Origin of the sequence: Butyrivibrio sp. VCB2006 (genome assembly GCF_000420945.1) — a bacterium.
Taxonomy (GTDB): Bacteria; Bacillota; Clostridia; order Lachnospirales; family Lachnospiraceae; genus Butyrivibrio.
Genome location: NZ_ATVX01000009.1, coordinates 101,781 through 124,408, shown reverse-complemented (window position 1 = coordinate 124,408; position 22,628 = coordinate 101,781). Strand labels below are relative to the sequence as shown.

Genomic DNA, 22,628 nt, shown 5'->3' with positions numbered 1-22,628 from the left:
CTCCTATCACCAAACAGAAACTGAGGCATCACCACTGGAAATGCCAGATATATCGATTGGCATATCACCACCATCAGTATCCGACGTAACAGCCATGCTGACTGGAGAAGATACTTGCTTAGCGACAGTGGAAGCCCATTTGATCATACTTGATAATTGCGCTGCATTCTCAGCCTTTAAAACAAGTTCTGGATTACATGTGAATTCCTCCAATATGGCTCTATCCACATCATTTCCAATTGCGATAGCAATTCTAACTGCTTTCTTTCCCCACGCAAGCTTTAATAGTCTATCCAGATTTGCTTTATACTCGTCTGTAGGATTACCATCAGAGAGCATAACAATTACAGGTGGAAGAGCTCTTTCTGGCATCGGAGGCATCTCCAGCTGATCGCATAGCAGCCCATATGCAGCTCCCATCGCAGTAAGACCTGCTGCATCCAATGGATCCCAATCAAAATCTTCAACGGGCGTAGGTGCAGGAGTTATCCAGGACGCACCATTATCAAACCTCAACGCTCTTACCAAAAGCTGCGCATTAGGATTTTCTTCAGCAGCTTGCCTCATACCCGGTATGGCATCCTTAATAGCGTAATTTGCGGCTGATATCTTGTCCCCTGACATTGATCCTGAGCAATCAACCATCCAAATAAAGTGTAAAGATCTATTAGCCAACTCTCTTCCTGGTCGTTTCATTTTTATTGTTCCCCTTTCGTTCTAAATACTCCAGTTGCTTCTCCAAACAGTATTTTTGCATTGTGAGAAACTGTTGCAGACTTTCCTGGTTTTACTATTTGTTGTTCACCACTACTGTTTTCATATATCCAGTTTTGTGTGCTTTCATTTTTTAGTCCCCAGACATTCGAATAAGTTGGATGCCTTGTAATTCTTGCAACTGTCTTTTCCATGTTGTAATTTCTTTTAATATGGTGCTCTGATATCTTTGACTCAGAATTCAACAGTATTGTCATATCACCAATTTCAAGCTTGGCTGGAACACATAAAGAGTTCCCACAAAACCAGCACGTATGAGCCGCATGCGACTTTTCTATCAGTGGATTGTAAAACACTTCCGCCCCACAATTCTGGCAAGTGATCATCTCATCCATCATTTTGATGATTGCATTCTGCCATTCAATTTCCTGCACTCGCTTTTTGGGTGAATGTAAACCGTCTGTAAAGGTCCTGACAAACAAATCCTTAAAATAATCCGGATACAAATTCCAAAAAATAATGGCATTGTCATCAATGCCTTTAACTGGTCTATTGCTCTTATCTACAGGATCAAAAATAAACACTGGATTCTTGCCATAAATCTGAACTTTTGCCGCCAGATCATAGCATCTTATCTTATTGACAAGCTCCCCTTGGAATGGATCTGCAATCATAAAAAGATAAAACAATAACACCGCAAGCGAATGTAAATCAGTGACTGTTGATGGGCGCTCTGACGTATGATTTTCACATGCCATTACCAATTCGGGTGCCATAAACCCTATAGTTCCCATTGCCAGTGATTGCTTCATGCCATCTATAGTCACATTATCGTTGTCACATATCAGAACATCACCTGTCTCAGCGTCAAAAAAAACATTGCCGAAATTTATATCGCAATAACTATATCCGCTCGCATGGAGCTTTCTGTAATTTGCCACGAGATTATATCCAATCTTGCAGATTGTCATAAATGACGGCTCCGCTTTTCTTGACAGTAAAGCCGGAATGCTTAAATACCCTGGCGGCCTTAATAGCATGACATATCCGAACTCATCCCCATGCTCAATTAGGTCAATTGGCCACAAAAAGGCCTCAGACGGTTTTGCTCTTCTGATCAGGTTTTCTATGATTTCTTTCTGTTCAGGTCTTCCCTGCGTTCCTGTTTTATACCACTTGAGGGCATATTTTTCTCCCTCGCAAGAAGCCTCGTAAACGCAACCTTGACCACCCTCGCCAATCAATCTTTGTATTGAATACTTGTTTCCGCTCCTTGCGGAGAATTCACTCCCTGCAGAGAACTCACTATTTGATTTATCCTTCCTTTTCATAAGACTTTTCCTATTCACTTTTCTTTTTCATTCAACATATTACAAAAGAGATAGGACAAAGATTGTCTACACCTGTAAATTATTTAGGATTTGCCTTATGTTTGAAGAAAAGTTTTTAATTCCAACACTCCAACGTTATGGATATTCTCCTTAATGAATAACTCCAGTTCTACCTCTGGCGTAAAAAGCTCGCTTACATTACTCTTACTGAAGAACATCTTAAATGGATCCATTTCTTCAGAGGAAGCATCATCAATCTCATAAGCTTCCATGAGATTCTCAATTGCACTTATCAAGTGCCCAATCTTGCCTTCTACCTGAACGTGTTCGCCCTCTGACAGTTCCTCAAAGATGTATTCCAGACACATATTCTGTATTTCGGATCTCTTATTTCGTCTTATCAGGTCATTATATTTCCCGGTTACAAACTGCCTGGCCGCCTCATACTTGGAACCTGCATCAACCAAAAAGAAATTGGCATCCTCAAAATCATCACTTAAATACGACATATCGATATACTGATCAAACAGGTTCTGCCCCTCAAAATCCAGCCAAAATGTCATATATTTCTTAGTCTTACTCTTTCCATTAACCTCATTCATCATAGTGTCAAACTCTTTTGACACCTGTATGAATTTCTTAGATAGCTCATTACGATTTGAGTCAGCAGCTCTTTCTGCTAAGACAGGCATTCCTGCAAAAAGTCCTGTGCTATATGCATTATGTTTTTTCTTTTTTGCTTTACTACTCATGATTCACCTCGTTCTTAGTTATCTACCAATAGTCTTTCCATCTCATCAAAATCGATGTTGTCTCTTTGCATAATATTGTTAAATGAATTCTTCTTTGGGAAAAATGGCTTCTTTTCCTGATTGTAGTATTCCTTCTTAATGCAATCCTTCATAAAGGCTATTGCGTTATCAATAGGATTGCTATAGTTCAGCATATAGTTGTATGCTTTTCGAATCCTCTCAGCGTCATACTCCGCGGCATCTGCTATCTCCCGAATCTCTCTGAGCCTGAAGTTCTCATGCATCAGGTCATATAACTCGTCCAAAAGATCATCAGTCAATGTAGCTTTCTGCTCTACAGGTTCTTCCACAAGATCTTTTCTGGCAATGAAGAACCTCACTCCGGTGGCTCTTTTGCCGCTCTTCATAGGCTCATAGTCCATTTGGATGCAGGTTTTCTCGTTAAGTTCTTCTTTTGCCTTACTCAGGACATTCCTGTTAAAAACCTTATACTCCTTGTATTTGTTATTGGCCTTATCCCCCATGGAGTCTACAATTTCCCCAATTCTTTCGTAGTTGGGGTATTCTTTCTCGAGCTCTGCTTTGATCTCCTTATTTCCACCGGTAGTTATTATTCCAAGTTCCAGCTTTAGTTCCACCAGCGAATACTCCAGGACACATTCGTTAATATTCTTCTTTAAGGCTTTCTGATAATCATAGGCCGACTTGAAAATCTCATACATTCTCAAGGAATATACACTCTTGAGGCTGAGCGTCTCCGCAAGGCTTAGTGTCGTGTAGCCTTTCTTCAAATTCGTGATCTTATCAGTAAGGTAGTTGTTATACCTTAGAGTAAGAACACCCTTTTCAAAAATTGCATCAGTCACAACCTGGTGTGCTTCTATCTTCCCGTTTTCCTTGTCCTTGAAGAGTAATTGCCATTGGAAAATAGTAGAGCCTTTGATCTGCTGGTCACAAAGTTCTTCAATATGCTGATACAGAGACCCAGAGGTTGAATTAAACAGCTTTCTAAGCTGCGTCCCCTGTATTGTTGCCACAACGTTGTTGGTCTCATCTATATGCATGTTAAGCATTCCAACAGCAAAGAGCTTCTGGCTGAGAGCAGTACCTATGCCCATCGCATTAATAAGTTCATTTGACTTCTTATAGTCCTTGCTCCTAACTATAAGCTCGTTACGTTCTTCTGTTTTCATACTTCACCTCTCCCAACAATTCAAAATGTATACATCCCCTTAGAGTATAAAAAACAGAGTGGACATATTTTGACCACTCTGCGCATTTTTACAATATTCTTATGATTTTTCACTCAACCGATAGCTTCAATCGCCTCAGCCTTCTTACCAAGTAGCCTTTTTTCAACATCCTTGGCATTATCATCATCAAAAGCTGTGCTCTTCGCCAGATCTATAAGAGCCTCAAATGTTGTATCTATGAGCTCTTCTACAGTTGGTGCAACGTTATACTCATCCACAGCGTTTTCTATGAATTCTTCATCATCTACTTCAAAAAAATAGTCATCCGGATCGTACTCGATATCATAGCCACCAAATATCCTTCGAAGGCTCTCTTTCCTGGTCTCTTCTGCTTCAGCAAGCTGCATTTTCTTATTAGATGTAAAGCTAACCATCCAGTCGCAAAAAGCTCCTTCTCCTTCAAGGAAGATTACTGAAAACCTCAGTCCCTTCAGTACTGAATCGCTAAATTTCTCCATTAAATTCCAATCATTCATAAAATCGGCAAACTTCTGAAAATCATAGTTACTGTCCATGACAAATACCTCCTAATACATCAACTATACTACCTGGCATTTTATCCTGGCAATCCTACCCCAAGGTGGGGTAACATCTTCATTTGTGATTATCCAAAGCACTGGAATATCCATGGTTTCTGCCTCTTCCGGGTACGTCGCATACCATATCAGTCAGTATTACTACGCTTACTTTCCAAGTCTTTTTGGGCAAGTTTCTTTTCTTTACGGATATCCGGTCCTGACAACTTGAGGATCTTATAATTCCCAGTAATCCTAGAAAAAATTCTGTCAGAATAAATACTCTGCAGACCCTCAAGAGAGTAATTTGTGGTAATGATTGTTGATTTTTTGCGGTTTTTCCGTTCTTCAAGCAGGGAAAACAGTTCTCTGCTCACGAAATTGCCTGTTATCTCTGTCCCAAGGTCATCAATAACTAGGAGGTCGCAGTCGTACAGGTCATCATATACCGCTCTTAACCAGGCCTTGTTATTGAAATCAAATGCATATTCCGAAATAAGCTCAAATAAGCCAATGGAGCCAAAGTAAATAACTGAGTTTCCTCTCTTTAATAGTTCATCTGCTACACAAATGGTCATAAAGCTTTTACCCGTGCCAACCGGACCATATATAAAGAGATTCTTATAATCAGTGTTAAAGGTATCAATGAACTCTTCAGCAGCCTTTCTTAATCCTCTGAACTTAACCAGATCCTCACCCTTGTAATACGACTCAGTCATGTTCGCAAAATTGCACTCCTCGGTCAGCGCCCGGAGATTTGACTTGTCATATAGAGTCTCAATTATCTTCTGCTTAAAGCAGTGGCATTTTTCATTCCCTATATATCCTGTATCCTTACAATCCTTGCACTTGTATTCGAAGTCCAGGTAGTCTGCTGTATAGCCAGCGTTCTTTAAAAGCTCCGCCTTTTGAGCGGCTAAAGCTTTTAATTTTGAATCCAAAATGTTTTTATCCAATTTCTCTCCGGCTATAATTCGTCTGCCAAACTCCACACTGGCAGTAGAAGTCTGCCCATCAAGCTCCTTATATCCGGGGACGGTCTCATATATTTTTTGCAGCTTTTCCTCCCGCTCACGTCTGTGGCGAATGCGCAAATCTTCATATTGCTGCATAATGCTGTTGTATTGGTTATTAGTAAGTGGCATGTTATCTCCTCCGCGAAACTGATAAACTATTTTCTCTCTGGTGCAAGATTTGCAAACTTCGTATACTCTGGAAGCCATGCCAGCTTTACCGTTCCTGTAGGGCCACTTCTCTGCTTCGCGATAATAATCTGGGCAACGTTCTTTTCTTCACAGTCGTGATCATATACATCTTCTCTATGAATAAACATCACCATATCAGCATCCTGCTCGATAGATCCTGATTCTCTAAGGTCAGACAGCATTGGGATATGATCCGTTCTCTTCTCTGTATCACGATTCAGCTGTGAAAGAGCAATAATCGGTATTTCAAGCTCTCTGGCAAGCGCTTTTAGCGATTTGGAAATCTCTGCAACCTCCTCCTGCCTTGAAGATGGGCCATTTCTGCCCTGCTTATATTTCACAAGCTGTAAATAGTCGATAAAGACAGCGTCCAATCCGGACTGTGCCTTGAATTTTCTACACTTTGCCTGAATATCCTGAAGAGTGATTATAGGGGCATCATCTATAATGAGCTTGGACTTACTTATAACATTGGCACTATCAACAACGCTGCTCCATTCTCCATCGGACATATTTCCGCTCTTAATGTTTTCTGAATTAACACGGGAATCCATCGCAATAAGCCTGTTGACCAGCTGGACTCTTGGCATCTCTAAAGAAAAGATTGCAACGCATCTGTTATCATGTAGCGCCATGTACTCTGCCATGTTTAAGGCAAAAGCAGTCTTTCCCATAGCAGGACGAGCAGCTATAAGCACCAGATCCGCTGAATGAAAACCAGTGGTCTTATAATCCAGATCAGTAAAGCCCGTTGCAACACCGGTAACATGCCCCTGCATTTTGCTTGCCTTTTCCATAAGGTTAAGTGCATCCATGACAATTTGATCGATAGGGACAACATCTCCTGCACTTCTCTTCTGAGTTACATCCAGTACTGTTTTCTCAGCATCGTTTAAAACCCCAATCACATTATCAGATTCTGTATAGCACGCGTTCTCAGCATCATTACATGCCTTGATCAACTTACGTAGCATAGACTTATTTTTTACGATGTTGGCGTAATACTTTACATTGGCTGATGTCGGTACTTTTTCTACCAGCCCTGCGATAAACTCGCCACTACAAACCTCAGGAGAAACATTCTTTTCTCTGAGTCGATTTTGCAGAGTAACCGGATCAACAGCGCTTTCCTCTTTCTCCAGCTCTACCATCGTAGAGAACATCGTTCCCAGCTGTCTGTAATAGAAATCATCTTCAATCAGTATTTCAGCAGCTGTTTTGATTGCGCCTCTGTCAAGTATCATTGCCCCTATTACAGATTGCTCTGCTTCCTGATTATTCGGCGGAACCCGCCGCAATACATTTTCATCCTTCATTGTCTTCCTCCCTCGTATACTGTTTTTTAGTTCCTTATCCCTATTACCAGTCCCATTTCAAGCTTTCCTCTGAACAGTTTGTCCGTCTCCCCCAGGTCAGTAGGCCTCCTGTCTGCTGAAAAGACTATTTGTTTTCCTTGTAAATAAAGGGAATCAAAGGTATTTATGAATTCATTTAGGACCACTCGTCTTTCCATAAAATAATCAATGTCATCCACCAGAAGCACATCTACATTTCGGTACTTTTCGCGGAACAATTTGATTCCTATCCCATATTGGTTTGAAGAAATTGCGCTTAGCAGGTCGTTATCAAAATCTTCACCTCTTACATATAGGACATCCAAAAGAGGCTTTTTCTCGCGAAGGTCTCGCTCCATTGCCTTTAACAGATGTGTCTTGCCGTCATATCTTTTCCCATACAGATAAAGAGGATTAAATCTGCCACCTGGTTCGTTTGTGACTTCCTTAGCTGCCTCGAACGCAAACTTATTTCTTCTGTCTACGTCAAAGTTTTCAAATGTATACACTCTATTTCTCGCATACATAACTACTCCTTTTTGTTGAGGTTCAGCTTCATACAGATAACATCTATCTTTTGATTGACATCTTCATCTGTGGAGAGCATGTCGGTTATCCTCTCAATACTGTTCTTTACTGTTGAGTGATCTCTTCCACCCAACTCTTTTCCTATGCCAGCGAGCGTTGTATCCGTATATTCCCTGATTAAATACATTGCAAGCTGCCTTGGAAGAACAATATCATTACTCCTCTTTTTGGACTTAAGAAGATCAACACTCACGTTATACTGCTCTGCTACAGTGCTTATGATTACTGACGGAGGGATATTTCTTGCTCTTCCAACCTCGATATCATCCCGGAGAGCGAGCTTTGCCTCTTCTTCTCCAATGTGCTCTAACTTATTAAGCCTTGAATAAGCAACAACCTTTGTGTAAGCACCTTCAAGCTCCCTGACATTAGAAACAACCCCATTTGCTATATACTCAAAAACGCTGTCATCAATATCAAGAATTTTTCCCTCATGGAGCTTTCGCAAAATTGCCATTCTGGTCTCGTAGTCGGGCTTTTGGATATCTGAAGTCAATCCCATCTCAAAGCGCGACCTGAATCTCTCATCCAGAGCCTCTATTTCTTTTGGATGACGATCCGAGGAAAGAACTATCTGTTTCCCATCCTGATATAAAGTATTAAAGGTATGGAAAAACTCAAGCTGCGTAGCCTTCTTGCCAATTATGAACTGAACGTCATCAATCAACAGTACATCTACCGTCCTGTATTTTTCATGCAGTTCATCTACCTGCCCTGTCCTGATGTACTCAATAACCTCATTGGTGAAATCCTCAGAAGTAACATATAAGACTTTCTGCTCAGGCGCCGTTCTACAGATGTAATTACCTATGGCTTGAAGAAGATGTGTCTTACCAAGCCCCGGTCCTCCATATAAAAACAGCGGATTGTATATAGCCCCTGGGTCTTCAGCTACAGCCACAGCAGCGCTATAAGCAAACCTGTTGCTACCTCCAACAACGAAGCTTTCAAAGGTAAACTTGGGTTTCAGGCTCGCCCTTAGCTGTGCCAGTTTCTCTTCAGACATCTTTTCTTCGTTTCTCGCTGTTACTTCTTCAGCGTCAAACGTGAACTCCACTGACAACTCATCTATCAGGCCGTCCAGCTCCGCAGCAGCAGCCATAGCTTCAACAAAAAAGCTGTAAAACCTGTTTTTTACATAGTCCATTGCCATGGCATTGTTCTGCGGAAGAAGTACATAAGCCACGCCATCTGTATATCGCAAAAACTCCAATGGCTCTATCCACGTGCCATAGGATATATTGGTGAGACAGCACTCCTTTCGAACTATCTGCTTAATTTCGTCCCACTTTTCCTCTATTCGATTGCTTATTGAAACATCATCAGTCATGGTCTTCTCCTAACTTCCTATTTTCCCATCAGATCAAAGATGCTGAGCTGACTCGATTCCGGAAGATCCCCAAACATACCAAGGCGATGCATAGTATCCATGACAACCTGTGGGCACTTGGTTCTTGCCTTAAAGTCATCCCTTGATGTAAATGGACCGTTCTTCGCAGCCTCAACTATCTGATCTGCAGCCTTTTCACCAAGCTTGTCGATACTCTTAAGGCTCGGCATAATCTTTTTTCCGAATACTTTAAAAGACCTGGAATCAGCCCTATAGATATCGATAGGCTCTACTTCAATACCTCTTTCATACATTTCCTCTGCCAGCCTCATAGCAGCAAGTTCATCCTCCTCAGCGGCAGTCATTTCATCCCCTTTTTCCCTGTACTCGGCCATATGTCGCCTCAAGGTCGTAAGCCCCTGGAACATCCTCTCGTAATTTATTGCCTTCGCTCTTATTGAAAACCATGCGGCATAAAAGGCTTCCGGCATATAAACCTTGAAATAAGCGATTCTCCAGGCCATCATTACGTAGGCTGCAGCATGAGCCTTGGGGAACATGTACTGGATCTTCTGGCAGGACTCGATGTACCACTCAGGGACACCGTGATCCAGCATGTCTTTCTTCCAATCCTCCCAGTTGTTCTCCTTGCCCGCAGCAACCTTTCCTTTACGCACAGCCTCCATGATCTTGAAGGACTCTGACTTATCAAGTCCCATGTGAATCAGGTAGACCATGATATCGTCTCTACAACAAATGCAGGAGCTAAGAGTTGCTGTACCAGCTTCTATAAGGTCTTTCGCATTGCCCAACCATACATCAGTACCATGAGAAAGACCTGAAATCCTTATAAGATCTGAAAAGGACTGAGGCGCAGCATCAATAACCATGTTCATGGCAAAGTCCGTTCCAAACTCAGGAAGCCCCAAACAGCCAAGCTTGGTGCCGCTTATCTGCTTTGGAGTGATACCCAACGCCTCTGTATTCATGAAAAGAGACATTACCTTCTCATCGTCAAGTGGCACCTCCTGCGGATCTCGTCCTGTGCAGTCATTTAAGAACCTGATCATAGTAGGATCATCATGTCCAAGAATATCTAGCTTCAGCAAGTTATGATCTATCGAGTGGTAGTCAAAATGTGTAGTGATTATAGGCGTATGCACATCATTAGCCGGGTGCTGAATTGGTGTAAAACTGTGTATGTTCTCACCTACCGGAAGGACAATAATGCCCCCCGGATGCTGACCGGTTCCACGACGTACTCCAATACATCCCTGGGCGATACGTTCCACCTCTGCATTCCTCTTTGTGATATTCTCCAGCTCGAAATACTTCTTTACATATCCGTAGGCAGTTTTGTCCGCAACAGATGCTATAGTTCCGGCTCTGAAGGTCTGGCCTTCTCCAAAGATAACTTCCGTGTACTTATGGGCTTTGGCCTGGTATTCACCGGAAAAGTTAAGGTCGATATCAGGCTCTTTGTCTCCCTTAAAGCCCAGGAATGTCTCAAACGGAATGTCAAAGCCATCCTTCTTCATCTTGGTACCGCACTTCGGACACATCTTATCAGGCATGTCACAACCTGAGTTTCCTGAGTACTTCAGAACGTCCTCACTGTCAAAGTCACTGTATTTACAGTTGGGGCATAGATAGTGCGGCGGCAGAGAGTTAACCTCAGTGATTCCAGCTGCAAAGGCCACAAAAGATGACCCTACTGATCCTCTGGATCCAACGAGATATCCATCTTCCAAGGATTTCCATACGAGCTTCTGAGCAATAATGTAAAGAACCGCATAGCCGTTGCCTATAATGGACTTAAGCTCTTTTTCCAGTCTCTCTTCAACTATTGGCGGAAGCTGCTCGCCATAGATTTCGTGAATCTTTTCGTAGCATATCTTCCTGAGGGTCTCATCAGAGTTCTCGATAACAGGCGGACATTTATCGGGCCTTACAGGAGCTATATTTTTACATCTATTAGCAATTCTATTAGAATTTTCTATTACAACCTCTCTGGCCTTTTCATCTCCGAGATACTCAAACTCCTTAAGCATCTCCTCTGTAGTCCGAAGATACAAAGGCGCAGGCTCCTCGTCATCCATACCCTTTATCTTCATGATGACTCGCCTGTATATCTCATCCTCCGGATTTAAGAAATGTACGTCACAAGTTGCGACAACGGGCTTGTTATACTTTTCTCCAAGCGCAACAATCTCGCGGTTTATATCTCTAAGATCTTCCTCTGAGGTAATCCCTTCGAATTTCTCGCTGCCAATCATGAAACGGTTATTGGCAATCGGCTGAATCTCAAGGTAATCGTAAAATTCTACTATCTTGGCAATCTCATCCTCTGGTTTTCCTCCAAGAACAGCTTCATACACCTCTCCTGCGCAGCATGCGGATCCAATGATCAGTTCCTCCCTGTACTTCATGATCTCGCTCTTTGGCATACGCGGTTTTCCATGGAAATAATCCAGGTGGGATTTGCTGATAAGGGTATACAGGTTAGTCCTTCCGATAACGTCAGTCGCCAATAGAATTACGTGATGAGACGGCAGTCTCTTTATGGCCTCTGGGCTAAGCTCCTCCAATTCTTTTAGCTTCTCCAGGTCAAAGATTTCTCTTTCAAAAAGCTTCTGCTCAAACTTTTCATATATCTGCGCAGTGCACTCAGCATCAGCTATTGCTCTGTGGTGGTGCTCATTTACAACTTCAAGCTTTTTACACACAGCATCAAGATTGTGTCTTGCCTGCTCCGGATAAAAAGCTCTGGAAAGGCCCATAGTATCTATACAAGTGAACTCTTTCTCAATCCCAAGTCGCTTACAGTTTTCCTTAATAAAACCGATATCAAAAGAAACATTGTGGCCTACAAGAACGCAGTCTCCGCAAAAATCCAAGAACTTTGGCAAAGCCTGCTCTATTGTAGGTTCACCAATAACCATGTCATCTGTAATGCTAGTAAGCCTGGTTGTGTAGGGCGGTATCGGAATCTTGGGATCAACAAACTGCGAAAAGCGCCCGATCACTGTTCCTTCTTTTATCTTCACCGCCCCAATCTCGATTATCTTGCCCTTTACAGGAGACAATCCTATGGTTTCGAGATCAAATACGACCAGGGTACTGCCCTTCAACCGCTGTCCCTTGTTGTTAAGAACTATCTTGAAAAAGTCATCAACAAGGTAACCCTCCACTCCAAGAATCATCTTGAACTGGTCAATATCAGAGTCCTTATGCTTATCCTTATACTTCTGAATGTAGTGATACCCTTCTGTCAGTCCCTGAACAACACCGTGGTCTGTTATGGCTATACCAGGCATCCCCCATGCATATGCCTGAGCTATGATATCTCCTGCGCTTGATACACCATCCATGTCGCTCATTTTTGTATGGCAGTGTAGTTCAACTCTCTTTTCCGCAGAGTTATCTACTCTTTTCTCTGTGAAATCAGGAATCGTCTTTATGCCGGTAATGCTCTGCATAGACACTTCATGATCGAACTTATCCATCAGTGCCATTCCCTTGATCTTAAGGAAGGCTCCAGGATAAATCTTTTTCTCAAGCTCAGGCACAGCTTCAGCCGCCACAAAGATTTTGACCTTTATGCTGTCAGTAAAATCCGATACGACAAACATAAGAATCGCACGTTCATTCTGCTTATATGGCTTGCATTCATAGCTTAGAACCTTGCCTCGAATAGTTACCTCATCTCCATCGCCGAGGATATTCTCAATCGCAGTAGCCTCATCCTCAAAGTTCTTTCCATATATAACGTTGGGATCATCAGGAAGCTTGGATCTGACAAAGTATCCGTTCTTATAAGAGCCCTTCCCATTTCCAAAGCCCTTTCCTTTGGCCTTGGAGTCTTTCTTTTCCTTGGGTTCAGCCTCCGGCTTTTCTTTATCTGTCGCTTCTACTGCCTTAACGGCCCTCACAACTACTTCTTCTGAGTAGTTGGCTTTGGTTGTTTCCTCTGAAGGCTCTTTATACTCAACACTCACAGAAGCTCCCAATCCACAACGCTCGTTAAATATCTTTTCAAAGACGCGGGCTATATCCTGAGCTTTCTTCCTGGCAATGACAGTATCTTCAAGGTAAATGACAACCTTATAATCCTCGCCAAACCAGAAGTCAGCCTTCCTAACCAGCGTGTATTCTATGGGGTCATAAGCTTTGAGCTCAACAAAGATACTGTCACGATACAGTTCAAACAAATACTCTGGAGTATACTGTGAGGACAGGTCGTACTTCTCGTAAATCTTTACTGTAACGGACAGCCCGGAAAAGAGCTGATCTTTTATTTCTTTTTCTACCTTATATATCTCTGGTTTCTCGATCAGAATGCTGCTGGAGATATAAATACGAATAAAATCCTGCTTTCTGGTTGATGAGATCTTATCTATGACGACATCTTTAAAGATGTCTTTTGTAGATGCATCCAACGCAAGCGTTGGAAATGCCTGCAGAAAAGGCTTATTCATGAATCATTTTCCCCCTCAACATCAATCTCCTGTATTTCAAAACCATCCTCGGAACACGAAATAACAAGCTTATCAAACACCAGGTATTCCCCAGGCCTTATCCCACTGACATATCTGGAGAGTTTTTCCAGATTAAGATCTGTAGACGTACACTGAGCAACCATATCGTCCACATCAGCGTACTGCCCGGGCTTAAGATTTTTCATATATTCCGAGAGCTTATCGAGATCAAATTCAATCTCGTCAGGATCCCATTTTCTCTTGTCCTTCTTTCTACCCATAACCCCTCCAAGCCGCATAAATACGGCATTCTTCCTCAAAACAAAGGGTGATAAAACCCATTGTTTAGTATAGAAAATGAGGTGGACAACTTCTGACCACTCACATTCATTACTGTTGTTATTTTTTGGTCCACTTATATAACCTCGGTTTTATCATACTTGGCGGCATGAACATATTTTTTCACATAGTGTTTGATACCCTTCTCATGACAAGGAGGGACCTGATGATGAAAGAAATAGATGTAAAGCATGCTTGTTCATTTACCGGTCATAGACCGGAACGCCTAAATCAATACAGTGAAGAGGAGGTTGTCAATTGGCTTGACCAGCAGATAGATGCCGCGATTGAGAATGGATATACCGATTTTATTAGCGGTATGCAAAGAGGAGTTGATATCTGGGCGGCAGAGATAATCTTAAAGAAGAAAAAAGAGTACGAAGATATAAGACTCTTTGCTGCATGTGCGTTCCCTGGAATGGAAAGACAATGGGAAAGCGACTGGATTGAGAGGTATAATGAGATTTTCAAACTGGCAGATGACCACGTATTTATTAGAAATAAGCCTGGAAGAGCAGCTTTCTTTGCTAGAAACGAGTGGATGGTCGACCATTCGTCAAGGGTTATAGCGGTGTATACCGGTGCTACGGGCGGTACCCTTGAAACAATAAAGTATGCTGAGGCCAATGGGCGAGACGTGATTCAAATTTGTAAGAAGGATTAAGCAATGATGAGGATGCAGCTGTCGCTGCATCCTCATCACTTAATCATATCAATCTTCCCACACGCCTTCTGTAAAAAACGACTCGCAAGCCCCAAGCTTCCAGCCTTTATGGGACATATCATAGTCTATCCACTCCCCAGCCACGCGAAGTGTCTCAATATAGCGCTGAACTGTCCTAGGAGATAGTTCCAAGGCATCTGCGAGTTGTTTTGTTGTGATATAGGGTCTGTTCTTGATCTCTTTTAGGATAAATAATGCATTTGCTAGATTAGAGCTAAAGTTCTCGTTCTTCTTGGTCTTCTTATATGCTCCAAGTAGAACATATTTAAGGTTCTGCGTCAGCGATTCATAGGAATCATACTCCAGCACCTGCCGTTTCAGCTCTGAATTCAAATCTGCATTACCAATCACTACAAGAGTCTCGGGGAATGGTGATATCTCAGTGTAAAACTCCTCAAAAGAGCCTTTGTCTATCTCAGACATCTCATCCCAGACAACAATCGCCACCATCTGTGGCATTGCAATGATATCTGTAAAACAATCCACCTTCATAACTTCGCAGCTTCCAGTTGGGACATTCTTTTCGACCTCTTTTACCTGGGTCTCGGTCAGCCCAAAACACTGGATCAGCCTGTCCCAGTTCTTACTTATTCCGTTAATGGTCATCATTTCTATGTCCTCAATTCCGTATCGTTTTATCAAGAATAGCACCCCCTCGCGACAACAGGGTTGTACCCCTCATCTCAGTTATCAGCAAAACTCGTCAACATATGTTTTGTATATAGAAACATTTCTCTTAAGATCTTCCAGCTTCCTTCGTCTTGCAATTCGCTTATCTTTGAATGCGCCTCCACTGATAATTCCGCCGGGAGAAATAAAATCCCCATTAAACGTCACAATCTTTATTGTGTACTTATACTTACAGGCGACTTTTACCGCATTATCGATGTTGTCCACTGCGATGATCTCACCCAGTAACAACTTGGCAACTCCCTCATACTGAGGGTCTGTATGAACCAGCTCATTTACTGTTCCAAGGACCCCAGGCTCATTAAAGATTTCCTTCGTCTTAACTTGTGAAGGGTTATCAACGGCTGTAAGCGGAATAAAGTTGGCTCTTCCCACCTTGGATTCTCTAAGATACTTGATCATCTTCTTGGCGGTTTCTTCATTATCAGTAACAATGCTCTGAATACTATCACCCAACGCCACCTCAACAGCTGTCTCGTATTTTGGTTCCGTCCTAAAGATATCCGCAACCACACCAACAATTCCTTTGGTGTCAGCCCTTCTTTTCATAACCCTCTTGACGCTTTCTCTATAACCCTCATAACTCTCTGTTAAGCTAGTGAGAGTAGCAAGCTCTGAACTTTCTTTTTGATACAGTTCTTTAATTCTTCTTACTGCTTCATCATTAACACTCACTTCCTCTACGTTGTCCGCGAATTTTACTATATTGTCTTTGGGCATGACTATTGCTGGTATAGTTTTAAGCCCGGCCATCTTAGCTGCCAGCCACCTTCTTACACCTCCACCCAATATGTATGCTCCGTTTTCCTCATATACTATGAGGGGATTTATAACTCCAACCTCCTTGATACTCTCAGCAAGTTCTTCCAGATTTCTCTCATTGGTTACTTTTGCAGGTTCTTGGTCGATATATTTAACCGCTGTTATGTCGATTTCAGTTATATTTTCAGTAATTTCACAATTCATTTTTTCCATAAGGCTCCTTCCATCAACGAAAGCTGCTGCATATTGCCTGAATATCAGAATAAATAAGAGTCGTTTTTTTCAGAAGTTCATCTACAATTCTCTCAAGTAGCGGTCTGTTATCAGCAATAATCTTTTTAACCTCTATATAGTTTCTCTCAAGTATCATTGCCATAGTTCTATTACGATTCTCAGCCGAAAAGTCATGAATACTCCGGTCGTCAATCCAATTCTGAAATCCATAAACACATAGATTATCCGCTAACACTCTCGCACTAGAAAAAGCATTATCCAGATCACCAGTAGCCCCTTCATCAACTTCTCCAAACACCAGCTCTGTAACCGCTCTTCCAGCAAGGGAGATCTTAATCATGTTTTCTCTATACTCACATGTCCTTTCTTTTTCTTCCCTCCTGTAGTACCTTACAAATCCAGCCTTGTCATCATCTGCTTGCCTTATCGAGGCTATACTTACACTACCAGGATCCAAAATTTCAGCCACCATTGCATGTCCAGCTTCATGATATGCCACACGTGTCAAAGTCTCCTGGCTCATGTGTGGATCAAATAATTCTGCTCCAAACTCTTGTGTAAGAAAGGCCTCAACTATGTTATTCATATCAACGACCTTCTGCCTATTAAAAGCAGCATTCATCGCAGCATTTTTTATTACACATTCAAGTGTTGCGCATGACTCTCCTGATAGGAGCTTTGCTATTGAAACTTCATCCAATTTTCCTTTCATACCAATTTTGTCGAGGTAAAACCTAACTATCTCTGCAGCCTCATAGTCCTTTGGCTCTCGAGTATTTATTCTCCTCCCAAGTCTTCCCGGACGAAGCAGGGAATCAGGAATCTTTCTCGTGCCGTTAGCAGTTGCAATAACAAAGACATCTTTACCTTTTACCTCATCTATACAGGACTGTACAGCAACAAATTCTTCAGCATCCTCACTATCATCTTTATCTGAAAACTTATCCAAATCATCCATGAAAACAATGGAGGGCGCATTTTCGGCAGCGGTTTTAAATGTCTCTACCACCTCATCTAAAAACTTCCCATCTGAGACCTTTTTCCTTAATACATATGCCTTCCGATTTATAGCCTTGATCAAACTATTTACCATAGTGCTTTTTCCGGTCCCGGGACTGCCCACAATGATTACACCATTATCCATATTCGCACCAAGTTCTTTGTATACCTCTGGATTATTGAGCATATCAATAATAATAGTCAGTTCCCTTTTTATTTCTGCGTAGCCTTTTATCTCTTCAAAGTAATCATTCATTTTTGTGTTCCTTTCCTAAATCTAAAAACAGCGTGTACTTTTATAGTCACATGATAGAAAAAGTGATGTGCATTTTTTAGCACATCACTTTTTACTGTTAAATATCAGATTTTTTGCCTCTGTATTTCTCAACCGCTTCCATGAACTCGGATCTATAATGGACCTTAAGCCAGGCCATTTCATATATCATCAGTGAAAAAGCGGCCACATGCGATTTATTAAAGCTACATCTCGCTGCATCCCAAAGCTCGTTAAATATGGCATTTGCAGTATCAGTTCCTATAATCTTTGATGATGTAGCTCCATTTACAAAGTCCTCTCTCCATTCTTCCAGAGTGGATTGCATCCTCTTCGATAAGTCTCTACGGCATAAGTCACTTTTTTCTGGAGAAAAGCCCCCTATATCCTGTAATATCCTCATAAGTTGTTCCTGATAGATCACACAGCCATATGTTGTAGCCAAAATTGCTCCGAGCACCTGACATTCATATGTAATATTCTGCGGATTCTTTATGTTGTGCAGATACTTCCCTACATGTTCTTCAGGCAAAGGCCTGTCCAAGGCTATTGCCGCCATGAGCTCATCCATATTTTTAGGCCGTATTGCCTCATACAAATCAGCGTTCTTAGCTACCAATGGTTCATGATATTCATGCCATTTACCATTGTCATCAAGATGCCACCACGTTGAATATGAATGCGGATCATTCTTGTCAAAGAAGAAAATACCCTCCGTGTCACCTGAAAGTAGATGGTCAAACACGGCTGGGTCGTCTTCATCAATACCTGCTAAGTCTATCCTCTCCCCTTTGCTCCCTGATATATTCTCAAGAGTATCTTTGACAATCGAAAGCTCCACCCATTCTTTAATGCTAACTTCCAACATTTCTAAAAGCTCAGGCATTCCGCTTCCATACTTTTCAGAAAGATAGTCGAATATTAAAGGCTTGCCCCCTTTCTCTGCATCAATTCTTATGCAGTAAGATTGTGTCTCTTTTTCTATGTTTAAGAAGCGTTCAAAAGAAAGGTTTTCCTTTATTGGGTCTATTCTCGTTATTCCAAGGCAATATGATACAAGGCAACCTGGTAGAGCTCCGCTCCCCGGAGATATCATAATATTCTTCGATCTCGCATATTTGATGAAATCCTGAATAATAAGGAATCCGCCTACCATTCCTTTTTGTTTTATAACTTCAATCTCATGTGCCAGGCGTGCATGTACGTCCTCAGGTGCATTGGAATATTTCTCAGAAAAACCTCTTTGGCACAGGTTTTCCAATACTTCCAAAGCAGTTTTGCCATCTGGTACCAAGCCGCTCAACAGCCCCTCCTCACACAGCCCAGAAAAATACGAAACGGGGTTATGGATTGTTATTCCAGCATCAGGTCCATCATAGATTGTAGCATCCGTTACCTTCACACTAGATCTCCCATCACCAACGCTCCTTTGAGTTGTTACGGTAAATTTCTTATAGTCTTCGCCGAATTTATACTCTTGTGATAAAACTATATCTTTCATCTCTTTAACCATTATCTACTTCCCTTTCTTTTCTGTTATTGAAGTCATAATCGCCGAACATGCTATTTATCAAACATATAATAAAAAAAGCAATGCGCCCTTTTTAGCACATTGCTTATATTGCCGTATTTGCCGATAAACTAAATATTTTCACCAGTCACTTCTTTGTAATATTCTCTAATGCTCTTAAATCTGCTGTCCCCATTTCTATCTAATCCATATAAACCATGACCCACAAGTGATGATTGAACCACTTTTATTTCATCGAGATAAATGCTTTCCGGTTTATCATTCCAATCCATAATTGCCGCCTTTATTTCTGAAATCATTGTACTCTTTGCTGGATCATGGTTCACTAACATAAGCAAGAATTCAGGCTTATCACATGATAATGAAATATTTAGTTTCCCTCTCTTTTCAGGATAGCTACTTATAAGACCAAGCATATGTTTCTGATTGAACACTTTTGCCATGTCATTTGCTAGATGATTGAGCAACGCATTATCTTTCCGAAAAATAATATAGTCATTAATATGCGTACGTATTCCTGCCACAGATAAATCTGTTCCACTACCCATAGCACCATCTCCATATTTAACTTCTATAAAAGAGATTGGTAAACTATCTCGCTTTTTTCGCGCTGGTCCTTCAGATGGCCATCTTACTGCCAACATGTCATACCTTGCACTTATCTTATCTCCGCAATCATTACTTCCATTAAAGGCATATTCAATATCAAGAATATAATAATCTGTTGCATCCGTGACTTTTCCAGAATTATTATTTTCCCGCACTATCAATTGTTGGAATTCGCGTTCAAGTTTCTGATGTTTGGCAAAATAAAAGTCCATATCCTGCTTATGCCTTGGAACATCCTCCACTGCCTGGCCAATCGTCTTGATTTCTACAAGATCCGCCTCCTTATCACTCATATCAGAATCACCATCATAATTCCTATTATACGAAACTTTATATTTATGATTGCCTAGCTCTTCAACAACATATAATGCACCGCCTCTATAATAGATATCCACAGTCTTTCCTCTCAGTTCCATGCATAAAGTATCATCTTTTAATACTCGCTGAAGAAGAGGTGTTAAAGGACCCTCAAGCAAATCCTCCATAAAATCCTTTGATAAGGCGCGAATATTCTTTTCAATCATCAGCAGCTCCTTTCTATAAACACTTTGTCTTTTAATCCCTCATCCATATCCAGATACTTAAATCCTTCCGCATCCTCTGTATGCATTGGAATGACAGCTCTTGTTGGATTAACTGCCTTTATTACATCGGTGAGCATCTGCACCGATGCATGGCCACTCGTATGAAGATGCTTGATTTCTACGCCTTTAGCTTCCTGGCGCTCTATGAACTTAATCCATTCATCTTTTCTGGCACCCTTTGTTTTGTCTATATAGCCGTCCCACATTGAATAGATTATTACAGGCATCTCATTTATGTGTCCATTCTTATAATCTTCAATAAAAGGATCAACAAACTTCTCACACCACTCAGCTGGTTTAATTACGGCAAGAAAACCCGTGTATTCCATAAGTTCTTTCTGTGTCTTTTTCTTTGTCCACTCAGGCCTCTTAAGCTCTCTTTCCAATTCCAACTCATATACATTCTCGAACTTGTAGAGATCAGTATACTTGCCAGCGGTCTTTGTGAATGTATCTAGCTGTGTTTTGAAATAGTTATTGTAGGTATAAAGATATCTACCGTAAGGAACAGACGCATCCTGCGCTGCCTGGTAAAAGCTTGCAAGGGAATCAAGATTGGTGGACGAGCAGATCAAGAAAGCATATTTGTGCTCATGCAGATACTTCGTCGCCTCTAACTGAAGCTCGAATTCAGTTAGAACCGGCTCATCGGATCTACTGATCATTGTTCCTTCAGTAATAAGTACATCCACATCTCTCTTGGGTTTTCCTGTACCTTCCTTGTTTCCATATCTACGGATGTAGTAGTTTATTACCGGAAGCATAGCTTTACCCCTTCTGCCATGGCCTCTGAAATCTCCGGTGTGCAAGATTATCGTCTTGCCACCAGGTACTGAGTCATCCTCCACCTCTATGAGGAACATATATGCATCATATGCAGAATGGTCCACACTATAGGGTTCAATCTTGAATCCTGGAATATCCGTTATGTGCTTATAAATACACCTGGCCTTCTTGAAGGTGCGAATCCTTCCGTCGTCATTAAGAAGTTCTAATTCCGCTCTTGCAGCGTCTCCATCCTTTGTCCGAGTCAGAGCACGTTGAATGTTGATCATTACCTTTCGTGCAGTCTCACCCATATAAAGCGTCTTCACGCTCTTTGGAATCTCACCGATACGACCAACATGATCGCCATGATAATGAGTAAAGAACACAGCGTCTATCGGCTCTTTGTCCCAGGGGTAATCAAAATCTTTTACTGTTCCACTTCCTTCCAACGAGGAGCCATAATCTATCATAATCCTGTGAGTTTTACCATTGACTGTGGAAGATATCACAGTTACGCAACCGCCAATCTGATCGCCCTGAAAAATTTTAATGTTTTCATAGGTTTTAATCATTTCTTATACTTAGCCTCTATCTCTCTACATGCCTTCAGTATCCGTTCTCTCATGCTCTCCGGCTCCAACACTTCCACATTTAAGCCATATTGCAACGCCCAATAGAAGAATGCGTCTGGATTACTTTTTAAGGATACGATCATATCCTCTTCACCATCAGGATCTGCCCTGAAGTTCGTGCCAAAATTGTCTATCAGATTATCCATGAAGCGCTCATTTATCCTAAATTTCACATGTATGCTCTTGCCGCCATACATATAAACATGCTCAGAGAGAAACTTAGACATATCTAGTCCATTCTCATAACCCTCAAAGCTGTTAATTGGCCTACGCTTTTCATCAAGAATCTCCACATCACTGAACCTGTCTATCCTGAAATGAGAAATGTTTTCTTTTCCCTCATAATTAGCAATAAGATAGTATCTGCCCCTGTGATTTACCATCTGATATGGGCTCGCCACATACCGATCACTGCGCTTGGGATGAAGCTTAAAGTCAATACCATATTGAAGATAGGAAAAGCTTATCTTCCTGCCCTTTGAAATAGCTGTATCAATTATGGCTATTGAATCCATCACCTGTGAATTAGCTGTATTCATGCCGCTTGAAGAAGTATGTATATGAGAAACATGAGATTTGAAGTACTTATTAGAAAAGCTCTCCAGCTTTTTTACCAAGCGATGAGCTTCCTTATCTGTGGTAGAACCGGACGAAAATATACTGTCAATTAAAAGACGCAGCTCCGCATCAGTAAACTCGCGGCTTTTTAGATAATACCCTTTGTCTGCAACAATGTCATAACCCATTTCCTTAAGGCATTTTATGTTGTTGCTTACCGCCCTTCTTTCACAGCTAAAGCCATAATTGGACATCAACAGATCTATGATATCCTGCTGGAGCAACCTATGCTCACTGTCGGAATACTCTTTCAGAATATCCAGAATAAGCATGTTCAGCATTTTCTTAGTGCCGGTTCCGTACATGGAGCAATCCTCCAAATCTTTATCGTTGCTATCAAGTAAATCAGTTTTCATGTCCATTT

At 41.5% G+C, this 22,628-nt stretch carries 19 protein-coding genes; 1 reads left to right on the top strand and 18 read right to left on the bottom strand.

Annotation, left to right across the window (positions count from 1 at the left end; all coding sequences use genetic code 11):
• Positions 1-6: 6 nt before the first annotated feature.
• The 11 genes from G613_RS0110560 to G613_RS0110505 form a co-directional block, all read right to left on the bottom strand.
• Complete coding sequence (locus G613_RS0110560) at positions 7-696, bottom strand: vWA domain-containing protein (RefSeq protein WP_029232604.1); 690 nt, start codon at positions 694-696, stop codon at positions 7-9.
• Positions 697-698: 2 nt separating this feature from the next.
• Complete coding sequence (locus G613_RS0110555) at positions 699-2,045, bottom strand: serine/threonine protein kinase (protein WP_029232603.1); 1,347 nt, start codon at positions 2,043-2,045, stop codon at positions 699-701.
• 95 nt (positions 2,046-2,140) lie between these two features.
• Positions 2,141-2,797, bottom strand: a complete 657-nt coding sequence (locus G613_RS0110550) for a hypothetical protein (protein ID WP_026522305.1) — start codon at positions 2,795-2,797, stop codon at positions 2,141-2,143.
• A gap of 14 nt (positions 2,798-2,811) precedes the next feature.
• Complete coding sequence (locus G613_RS0110545) at positions 2,812-3,990, bottom strand: replication initiation protein (RefSeq protein ID WP_026522304.1); 1,179 nt, start codon at positions 3,988-3,990, stop codon at positions 2,812-2,814.
• 113 nt (positions 3,991-4,103) lie between these two features.
• Positions 4,104-4,565 (bottom strand): hypothetical protein, encoded by a 462-nt coding sequence (locus G613_RS0110540; protein ID WP_026522303.1) that lies wholly within the window; start codon positions 4,563-4,565, stop codon positions 4,104-4,106.
• 149 nt (positions 4,566-4,714) lie between these two features.
• Positions 4,715-5,710, bottom strand: coding sequence for an ATP-binding protein (locus G613_RS0110530; RefSeq protein WP_029232602.1), 996 nt, complete (start codon positions 5,708-5,710; stop codon positions 4,715-4,717).
• 26 nt (positions 5,711-5,736) lie between these two features.
• Positions 5,737-7,086 carry a replicative DNA helicase gene (dnaB, locus tag G613_RS0110525; RefSeq protein ID WP_029232601.1) on the bottom strand — a complete coding sequence of 450 codons (1,350 nt, stop codon included), beginning with the start codon at positions 7,084-7,086 and terminating at the stop codon, positions 5,737-5,739.
• 26 nt (positions 7,087-7,112) lie between these two features.
• Positions 7,113-7,631 (bottom strand): DnaA ATPase domain-containing protein, encoded by a 519-nt coding sequence (locus G613_RS0110520; protein WP_029232600.1) that lies wholly within the window; start codon positions 7,629-7,631, stop codon positions 7,113-7,115.
• Between the two features lie 2 nt (positions 7,632-7,633).
• Positions 7,634-9,022 carry a chromosomal replication initiator protein DnaA gene (gene dnaA / locus G613_RS0110515; protein WP_022769204.1) on the bottom strand — a complete coding sequence of 463 codons (1,389 nt, stop codon included), beginning with the start codon at positions 9,020-9,022 and terminating at the stop codon, positions 7,634-7,636.
• A 17-nt stretch (positions 9,023-9,039) separates the two neighbouring features.
• Positions 9,040-13,500: a PolC-type DNA polymerase III gene (locus G613_RS0110510; RefSeq protein WP_029232599.1), complete on the bottom strand. Its 4,461-nt coding sequence runs from the start codon at positions 13,498-13,500 to the stop codon at positions 9,040-9,042.
• Positions 13,497-13,781 (bottom strand): hypothetical protein, encoded by a 285-nt coding sequence (locus tag G613_RS0110505; RefSeq protein WP_029232598.1) that lies wholly within the window; start codon positions 13,779-13,781, stop codon positions 13,497-13,499. The genes G613_RS0110510 and G613_RS0110505 overlap by 4 nt, the downstream gene beginning before the upstream one ends.
• Before the next feature lie 224 nt (positions 13,782-14,005).
• On the opposite strand from G613_RS0110505, the gene G613_RS18680 reads away from it, so the two are divergent.
• Entirely contained in the window at positions 14,006-14,503 is a 498-nt protein-coding gene (locus tag G613_RS18680; protein WP_029232597.1) for an SLOG family protein, read from the top strand.
• Between the two features lie 48 nt (positions 14,504-14,551).
• Here G613_RS18680 and G613_RS0110495 read toward each other — a convergent pair whose 3' ends face one another.
• From G613_RS0110495 to G613_RS0110465, 7 genes are all read right to left on the bottom strand, one after another.
• Positions 14,552-15,205 carry an HTH domain-containing protein gene (locus G613_RS0110495; RefSeq protein ID WP_029232596.1) on the bottom strand — a complete coding sequence of 218 codons (654 nt, stop codon included), beginning with the start codon at positions 15,203-15,205 and terminating at the stop codon, positions 14,552-14,554.
• Between the two features lie 48 nt (positions 15,206-15,253).
• Positions 15,254-16,228 (bottom strand): ParB/RepB/Spo0J family partition protein, encoded by a 975-nt coding sequence (locus tag G613_RS0110490; protein WP_029232595.1) that lies wholly within the window; start codon positions 16,226-16,228, stop codon positions 15,254-15,256.
• 13 nt (positions 16,229-16,241) lie between these two features.
• Positions 16,242-17,504, bottom strand: coding sequence for an AAA family ATPase (locus G613_RS0110485; protein ID WP_029232594.1), 1,263 nt, complete (start codon positions 17,502-17,504; stop codon positions 16,242-16,244).
• 97 nt (positions 17,505-17,601) lie between these two features.
• Entirely contained in the window at positions 17,602-19,035 is a 1,434-nt protein-coding gene (locus G613_RS0110480) for a hypothetical protein (protein ID WP_029232593.1), read from the bottom strand.
• A 128-nt stretch (positions 19,036-19,163) separates the two neighbouring features.
• Complete coding sequence (locus tag G613_RS0110475) at positions 19,164-20,186, bottom strand: hypothetical protein (protein ID WP_029232592.1); 1,023 nt, start codon at positions 20,184-20,186, stop codon at positions 19,164-19,166.
• Positions 20,186-21,586, bottom strand: coding sequence for an MBL fold metallo-hydrolase (locus G613_RS0110470; RefSeq protein WP_029232591.1), 1,401 nt, complete (start codon positions 21,584-21,586; stop codon positions 20,186-20,188). Before G613_RS0110470 ends, G613_RS0110475 begins: the two co-directional genes overlap by 1 nt.
• The gene (locus G613_RS0110465; protein WP_242826135.1) at positions 21,583-22,620 is read right to left on the bottom strand and encodes a helix-turn-helix transcriptional regulator; all 1,038 of its coding nucleotides are present in this window, start codon (positions 22,618-22,620) and stop codon (positions 21,583-21,585) included. Before G613_RS0110465 ends, G613_RS0110470 begins: the two co-directional genes overlap by 4 nt.
• Positions 22,621-22,628 lie beyond the last annotated feature (8 nt).

Bases quoted from the DNA above. Each gene is read 5' to 3' on its own strand.
- G613_RS0110470 (WP_029232591.1), bottom strand. From the start codon at position 21,586: ATGATTAAAACCTATGAAAACATTAAAATTTTTCAGGGCGATCAGATT.
- G613_RS0110520 (WP_029232600.1), bottom strand. From the start codon at position 7,631: ATGTATGCGAGAAATAGAGTGTATACATTTGAAAACTTTGACGTAGAC.
- G613_RS0110480 (WP_029232593.1), bottom strand. From the start codon at position 19,035: ATGGTTAAAGAGATGAAAGATATAGTTTTATCACAAGAGTATAAATTC.
- G613_RS0110530 (WP_029232602.1), bottom strand. From the start codon at position 5,710: ATGCCACTTACTAATAACCAATACAACAGCATTATGCAGCAATATGAA.
- G613_RS0110475 (WP_029232592.1), bottom strand. From the start codon at position 20,186: ATGATTGAAAAGAATATTCGCGCCTTATCAAAGGATTTTATGGAGGAT.
- dnaA (WP_022769204.1), bottom strand. From the start codon at position 9,022: ATGACTGATGATGTTTCAATAAGCAATCGAATAGAGGAAAAGTGGGAC.
- G613_RS0110555 (WP_029232603.1), bottom strand. From the start codon at position 2,045: ATGAAAAGGAAGGATAAATCAAATAGTGAGTTCTCTGCAGGGAGTGAA.
- G613_RS0110490 (WP_029232595.1), bottom strand. From the start codon at position 16,228: ATGGAAAAAATGAATTGTGAAATTACTGAAAATATAACTGAAATCGAC.
- dnaB (WP_029232601.1), bottom strand. From the start codon at position 7,086: ATGAAGGATGAAAATGTATTGCGGCGGGTTCCGCCGAATAATCAGGAA.
- G613_RS0110545 (WP_026522304.1), bottom strand. From the start codon at position 3,990: ATGAAAACAGAAGAACGTAACGAGCTTATAGTTAGGAGCAAGGACTAT.
- G613_RS0110540 (WP_026522303.1), bottom strand. From the start codon at position 4,565: ATGGACAGTAACTATGATTTTCAGAAGTTTGCCGATTTTATGAATGAT.
- G613_RS0110560 (WP_029232604.1), bottom strand. From the start codon at position 696: ATGAAACGACCAGGAAGAGAGTTGGCTAATAGATCTTTACACTTTATT.
- G613_RS18680 (WP_029232597.1), top strand. From the start codon at position 14,006: ATGATGAAAGAAATAGATGTAAAGCATGCTTGTTCATTTACCGGTCAT.
- G613_RS0110465 (WP_242826135.1), bottom strand. From the start codon at position 22,620: ATGAAAACTGATTTACTTGATAGCAACGATAAAGATTTGGAGGATTGC.
- G613_RS0110550 (WP_026522305.1), bottom strand. From the start codon at position 2,797: ATGAGTAGTAAAGCAAAAAAGAAAAAACATAATGCATATAGCACAGGA.
- G613_RS0110485 (WP_029232594.1), bottom strand. From the start codon at position 17,504: ATGAATGATTACTTTGAAGAGATAAAAGGCTACGCAGAAATAAAAAGG.
- G613_RS0110505 (WP_029232598.1), bottom strand. From the start codon at position 13,781: ATGGGTAGAAAGAAGGACAAGAGAAAATGGGATCCTGACGAGATTGAA.
- G613_RS0110510 (WP_029232599.1), bottom strand. From the start codon at position 13,500: ATGAATAAGCCTTTTCTGCAGGCATTTCCAACGCTTGCGTTGGATGCA.